The sequence below is a fragment of the Corynebacterium sp. 13CS0277 genome, from assembly GCF_002994655.1.
Taxonomy (GTDB): domain Bacteria; phylum Actinomycetota; class Actinomycetes; order Mycobacteriales; family Mycobacteriaceae; genus Corynebacterium.
The window spans coordinates 1-1,242 of record NZ_PPDL01000058.1; the positions used below are offsets into that span (position 1 = coordinate 1).

A 1,242-nucleotide genomic window follows, 5' to 3' on the forward strand; every position below is an offset into this window, starting at 1 on the left:
TCAACACCCCGCAAGGAACCCCTATGCCCCGCTACAGCGACGACATCAAAGCACTCGTGATCGAAGCCCTCGAAGCAGGACTCACCCACTCCCAAATCACCGCTGCCCACGGCCCCTCCCGCGCCACCCAGCAGACCTGGTGGCGACAGCACCTCATCGACACTGGGCAGAAGACCCCCAACGCAGAAGATGGTGAACTCACCACCAGGGAACGTGAACTCCAGGCCGAAATCGCACGCCTGAAAAGGCAGGTCAAGGTCCTTGAACACGCCACGAGCTACTTCGCGACGAAGTTCGACATCTCCCCAAAATGATGTACCCCCTCGTCGACGAACTCCGCGAGGAGGGGGCACCTGCCCACTACACCTGCCGAATCTTGTCCGACGCCCTACCCAAGGTCGAAAAACGTGGCATCACCTGCGATGCGCTGTCTTACCGCACCTGGGTGCGGCACCGCGACGGCCAACAAAGCCAATCCGCTGAGAAGCGAGCGAAACGCGACGAGGTCATCGTGGAACACTCCCTGGCCGAGCCTAAGTGGGGCGCCCGGATGATCGCCCGTGACCTGCTGGAAAAGCGTGGGTGGAAGATCAGTGATTCCACCGTCAACCGGGCGCGTATCGCCCATGGGATCCGCGCCAAGATCAAAGCAAAGCCGCGCAGCTACCCGAAGCCGGAGACTGGTGTCGGTCTTGATCTCGTGCGCCGCGATTTCGAGGCTGACGCCCCGGATATGTTGTGGTTCACCGACATCACCGAATACTCCTCTGACGAGGGGAAAGCGTATGTCTGTGCAGTGAAAGACGCCTACTCGCGGGCCATTGTCGGTCTGGCGTTGGGGCCGCGTATGACTGCCGGGTTGGCGGTGCAGGCTGTTCACAATGCGATTGCTACCCGTGGCTACGTGCCGGCTGGGTGCGTGGTGCATTCGGACCGTGGTAGCCAGTTCAGGTCGAAGAAGTACCTGCGTGTGCTGAAGGCCTATGGGCTGGTGCAGTCGATGGGTCAGGTCGGATCGAGTGCGGATAACGCGGCGATGGAGTCGTTTTTCGGCGTGATGAAAAACAATGTCTACGCCACAGGTGGGTTCCGTACCCGTGATGAGGTGTTCCGTGAGGTGCGGTGGTGGATCTTGGATACCTACAACTGCCGGCGTCCTCAGGAGGCGTTGGGCGGGCGGTCGCCTGCGAAGTTTGAGCTGGCGTTTATCGCGTCGCTGGAGTCTTCCAGTGGCCGGGAGGA

Annotated in this window: 2 protein-coding genes; both read left to right on the forward strand. The window is 61.0% G+C overall.

Going from position 1 to position 1,242, the window contains the following annotated elements:
- Positions 1-314 (forward strand): transposase (locus C1Y63_RS12390; protein ID WP_233195717.1); only part of this gene is annotated, 314 nt, incomplete at its 5' end.
- On the forward strand, positions 311-1,242 hold a 932-nt coding region (locus C1Y63_RS12395; RefSeq protein ID WP_106016750.1), incomplete at its 3' end, for an IS3 family transposase. The genes C1Y63_RS12390 and C1Y63_RS12395, both read left to right, overlap by 4 nt.